This window comes from Actinomadura rubrisoli (assembly GCF_004349215.1).
GTDB lineage: Bacteria > Actinomycetota > Actinomycetes > Streptosporangiales > Streptosporangiaceae > Spirillospora > Spirillospora rubrisoli.
The window spans coordinates 1-4,516 of record NZ_SMKU01000523.1 but is presented as its reverse complement, the minus strand read 5'-3'; the positions used below and the strand labels follow the sequence as shown (position 1 = coordinate 4,516).

Genomic DNA, 4,516 nt, shown 5'->3' with positions numbered 1-4,516 from the left:
GGGGGCGGCGCGAGGGGGCGCACCGCGACCCGGTGCCCCGGGGCCGGGCGCTGCGGTTCGCCGGGCGCCGGCTGCTGACGGCGGTGCCGGTGCTCTGGGCGGCGGTCACGCTGTCCTTCGCGATGCTCCACCTGGTGCCGGGCGACCCGGTGAAGATCATGCTCGACGGCGCCGGGTCCGCCGCGCCGGCCACGCCCGCCCAGGAGCGCGCGCTCCGCCACGAACTCGGCCTCGACCAGCCGCTGGCCGCCCAGTACGCCCGCTACCTCGGGCACGCGGCGCGCGGCGACTTCGGCCGGTCCTACGAGTCGGGCCGGCCGGTGACGCAGGCGCTCGGCCGCGTGCTGCCGGGGAGCCTCGCGCTGATGGGCTGCGCGCTCGCCCTGGCGCTGCTGCTCGGCACCGGGCTGGCGATCGCGGGGACGGCGACGGGGAGCCGGGTGCTGGGCGGGCTGCTCTCCACGACGCAGATCGTCGGCGCCGCGCTGCCCTCGTACTGGGTCGGCCTGATGCTCATGGAACTGTTCTCCTTCCGCTTCCCGCTCCTGCCCGCGACGGGCGACCAGGGCCTGGAGAGCCTCGTCCTGCCCGCCGTGACGCTGGCCCTGCCCACGGCCGGCTTCATCGCCCAGATCCTGGGCGGCAGCCTGAGGCAGACGCTGGCGCAGCCGTTCATCACCACGGCCCGGGCGAAGGGCGCCGGACGGCTGCGGACGCTCACGCGGCACGCGCTGCGCAACGCCGCCATCCCCGCGCTCACCGTGGCCGGTACCACGATCGGGGGCCTGCTCGGCGGCGCCGTCGTGGTGGAGACCGTGTTCGCCAGGCCCGGCCTCGGCCGGACGGTGGTGGACGCCGTGAACGCCCACGACTATCCGGTGGTCCAGGGGTTCGTCTGCCTGACCACCGCGGGCTACATCGCGATCAGTCTCGCGCTCGACCTCCTGTACTCCCTCCTCGATCCCCGGGTCGCGCCGTGAGCGCCCGGCGCGCGGGCCTCCTCGCGGCCGTCGCGGTGCTGGCGTTCCTGGCCGTCTGTGCTGTGGCGCCGGGCCTGGTGACCTCGCGGGGCCCGGAGGCGGCCGACCCGGCGGGCGTCCTCCAGGCCCCCAGCGCGGCGCATCCCTTCGGCACCGACGAGGTCGGCCGCGACGTGTTCGCCCGGGTCGTCCACGGTGCCCGCGTCTCGCTGGCCACGGGCGCGCTGGCCACGCTGTTCGGGCTGACGACCGGCGCCCTGGCGGGAACGGTGGCGGGCTTCGCCGGACGGGCGGCCGACGCCGTGCTCATGCGGATCGTCGATCTGCTGATGGGCTTCCCGGCCCTGCTGCTGGCGCTGTTCGTCGTGGCCGTCATCGGCCGGGGCACCGTCCACATCGCGATCGCCGTGGGCGTGGCGGAGTTCGCCGGATACGCGCGGCTGACCCGGGCGGAGGTCCTGCGGGTGCGGTCCCGCGAGTACGTCGAGGCGGCGCGGGCGAGCGGCCTGCCCGGGCCGCTGATCGCCTGGCGGCACGTCCTGCCGAACGCCGTCCAGCCGGTGCTGTCCGCGGCGGCCATCGGGGTCGGCGTCTCCATGCTCGCCTCGTCGTCGCTGAGCTTCCTCGGCTTCGGCCCGCCTCCCCCGGCGCCCGAGTGGGGCGGGATGGTGGCCGGCGCGCGCGACTACGTGGCCCTCGCCTGGTGGACGGCCGCCTTCCCCGGCCTGGCGGTGGTCGCCACCATCCTGTCCGTGCGCCGTATCGGCCGCGGGACGGGCCTGCTGGACCGGTGACCGAAAGGGTTTCTTCGAGAGAGGAAGAAATGCAGATCCGCGTTCTCGGGCCCTTGCAGATGGAACAGAACGGCATCTCGATCACACCGAGCGCTCACAAGCTGCGGCAAGCGCTGGCCCTGTTCCTGCTCAACGCCAACCGCTGCGTCTCCACCTCGGAGCTCATCGAGGAGCTCTGGGAGAACGATCCGCCCCGCAGCGCCATGGCCACCCTGCAGACCTACATCCTCCGGTTACGCAAGACCCTCGGCGACGAACTGGTACTCACCGGTCCCGGCGGCTACACGCTCCTGCTGGACGAGGGCGTCCTCGACCTGCACCGCTTCGAGCGGCACATCGAACGCGCGCGGGCCGAGCTGGACCGCAACGCCTGCGCCAACGCCGCCGACCTGCTCGACAGGGCGGCCCGGCTCTGGCGCGGGCAGCCCCTGAGCGACCTGTCGCCCGGGCCGATCCTCCGCCGGGAGATCGTCCGGTTGGAGGAGTGCCACCTCAACGTCCTGGAACAGCGTTTCGAGATCAAGATCTCGCTGCGCCGGTACAGCGAGAACGTCAGCGAGCTGCGCGACCTGTGCATGCGCTACCGGATGCACGAGATCCTGCACGCGCAGTTGATGCTCTGCCTCTACCACTGCGGCCGGAGGCCGGAGGCCCTCACCGTCTACGAGCAGGTGCGCAGGACGCTCGCCGACGAACTCGCCCTCGAACCGTCGATGAGGCTCCAGGAGCTGCACGATGCGATGCTCGCCAACGACCCCGATCCGGAACCCACGCTCACCATGGCGGGCCCGCCGCCCGGCTGCACCGGATGACCCGCGGCGTCAGCGGGTGCGGGCCTCGCCCTGCCGGGCGCTCCCACCGCCCGCGGACCCGCCTTCCGCCCACACCTGGCGGATCGCCGCCAGGAAGTACTCCGTGGGCTCGGCGCCCATCACGGCGTACTTCTCGTTGAAGACGTAGGTGGGCGCGGCGTGAATGCCGAACACCGCCGCCCGCTCCACGTCCCCCAGCACGTCGTCGGCGTGGCCGCCGCCGGCCAGCATGCGCCGGGTCTCGCCGGCGTCGAGGCCCACGTCCGCGGCCAGGCGCGCCAGCTCCTCGTGGTCGGCCAGCGACCGGCCCTCCATGGCGTAGGCGCGGGAGAGCCGGTCCATCATCTCCGAGGCGAGCCCGTACCGGCCGGCATGGCGCACGCACCTGTGCGCGTCGAACGTGTCGACCGGACGGGCCTCGGGCAGCCGGTACTCCAGGCCCTCGGCGGCCGCGAGCACGGTCACCTGCTCCAGCATCTGCAGCACCTTCTCCAGGGGGAGCTGGTGCTTGCGCATCATCGCCTGCGGCAGCGTCTCGGAGCCGTCCTTCGACGCCGTCGGGTCGACGCGGGGGCACCGCCAGCGGATCTCGATCTCGCCGGCGTGCTCGAACGCCGCCAGCGCCTTGTCGAACCGCCGCTTGCCGATGAAGCACCACGGGCAGTTCATGTCCGACCAGATCTCGGTCAGCATGCCGTCTCAGTCCTCCGTCGCGGATGTGGAGATCGCCTCCGGGCGCGGGGGCGCGGGCGGCTCCTTCGCCGGGCCCGCCGCCTGCTTGCGCGGCACCGCCAGCGCGATGACGGCCGCGACCGCGGGGAACAGCGCCGACCACGCCAGCGCGAGCGCGAAGCCGTCGACGCTCGCGTGGTCGGCGGACGCGCCGCCGGCCAGCAGGTCCTTGGTCCGGTGGCCCGCGATCGTCACCAGCAGCGCCAGGCCCAGGGCCCCGCCGAGCTGCCGGGTCGCGTTGATGAGGCCGGACCCGAGCCCGGTCTGGTGCAGCGGCAGCGCGGACGTCCCGGCGACCGTCACCGCGGCCATCAGGACGCCGAGCGCGAAGCCGATGAGCATCGTCGGGCCGAGGACGTCGGCGGCGAACGTGGAGTGCTCGTCGATGCGCGACAGCCACAGCAGCCCGCCGGCGCACAGCACCGAGCCCGTGAGCAGCAGCGGCCGGGCGCCCACGTTCTGGACGAACTTGCCCGCCGGCACCGCCCCGACCAGGATCGCGAGGGCGAGCGGCAGGTAGGCCAGGCCGGTCCTCATCGGGCTGTAGTCCAGGATGCCCTGCAGGAACAGGGTCATGAAGTAGAACATCGAGAACATCGCCGCGCCGCCCGCGAACGCCACCCCGTTGGCCGCCGACAGGCCGCGGAACCGGAACACGCCCGGCGGGATCAGCGGCTCCGACGCGATCTTGAACTGGTCGACGGCGGCGAGCGCGAGCAGGACCAGGCCCCCGGCGAGCGAGGCCAGGACCCGGCCGGATCCCCATCCGTAGCGCTCGGCCTCGACGATGCCGTAGACGATGGCCATCAGGCCGCCGGTGATGCAGACCGCCCCGAGCACGTCCAGCTTGCTGCCCGCCGCCGAGCCGCGGTACTCGCTGATGACGAGCGCGGCCCCGACCGCGAGGACGATGCCGATCGGGACGTTCACGAACAGCGTCCAGCGCCAGGAGAGCTCCGTCAGCGCGCCGCCCGCGAGCACGCCGAACGCGCCGCCGAAGCCGACGACGCCGCCCCAGATCCCGAACGCGCGCGCCTTGGCGGCCGGTTCGGTGAAGGTGGTGCCGAGCACGGTGAGCGTGGCCGGGGCGACGATCGCCGCGCTCACCCCCTGGACCGCCCGCGCCCCCACCAGCATCCCGGCCGACTCCGACAGCCCGCCGACGAGGCTGGCGACGGTGAACACCACGATGCCCGAC

General features: G+C 73.8%; 5 protein-coding genes. 3 read left to right on the top strand and 2 right to left on the bottom strand.

Features of this window, described 5'->3' with window-relative positions; translation table 11 throughout:
• From E1298_RS44485 to E1298_RS44475, 3 genes are all read left to right on the top strand, one after another.
• Positions 1 to 980: ABC transporter permease (locus E1298_RS44485; protein WP_341770709.1), on the top strand; the 980-nt coding region annotated here is incomplete at its 5' end.
• Positions 977 to 1,774 (top strand): ABC transporter permease, encoded by a 798-nt coding sequence (locus tag E1298_RS44480; RefSeq protein ID WP_131903404.1) that lies wholly within the window; start codon positions 977 to 979, stop codon positions 1,772 to 1,774. The genes E1298_RS44485 and E1298_RS44480, both read left to right, overlap by 4 nt.
• A 29-nt stretch (positions 1,775 to 1,803) precedes the next feature.
• A complete protein-coding gene (locus E1298_RS44475; RefSeq protein ID WP_131903403.1) occupies positions 1,804 to 2,586 on the top strand; it encodes an AfsR/SARP family transcriptional regulator in 783 nt (260 codons plus the stop codon).
• Positions 2,587 to 2,595: 9 nt separating this feature from the next.
• Here the strand turns inward: E1298_RS44475 and E1298_RS44470 are convergent, their stop codons facing one another.
• A complete protein-coding gene (locus tag E1298_RS44470; RefSeq protein WP_131903402.1) occupies positions 2,596 to 3,279 on the bottom strand; it encodes a DsbA family oxidoreductase in 684 nt (227 codons plus the stop codon).
• Positions 3,280 to 3,285: 6 nt separating this feature from the next.
• A partial coding sequence (locus E1298_RS44465; protein WP_131903401.1) for an MFS transporter occupies positions 3,286 to 4,516 on the bottom strand: 1,231 nt, incomplete at its 5' end.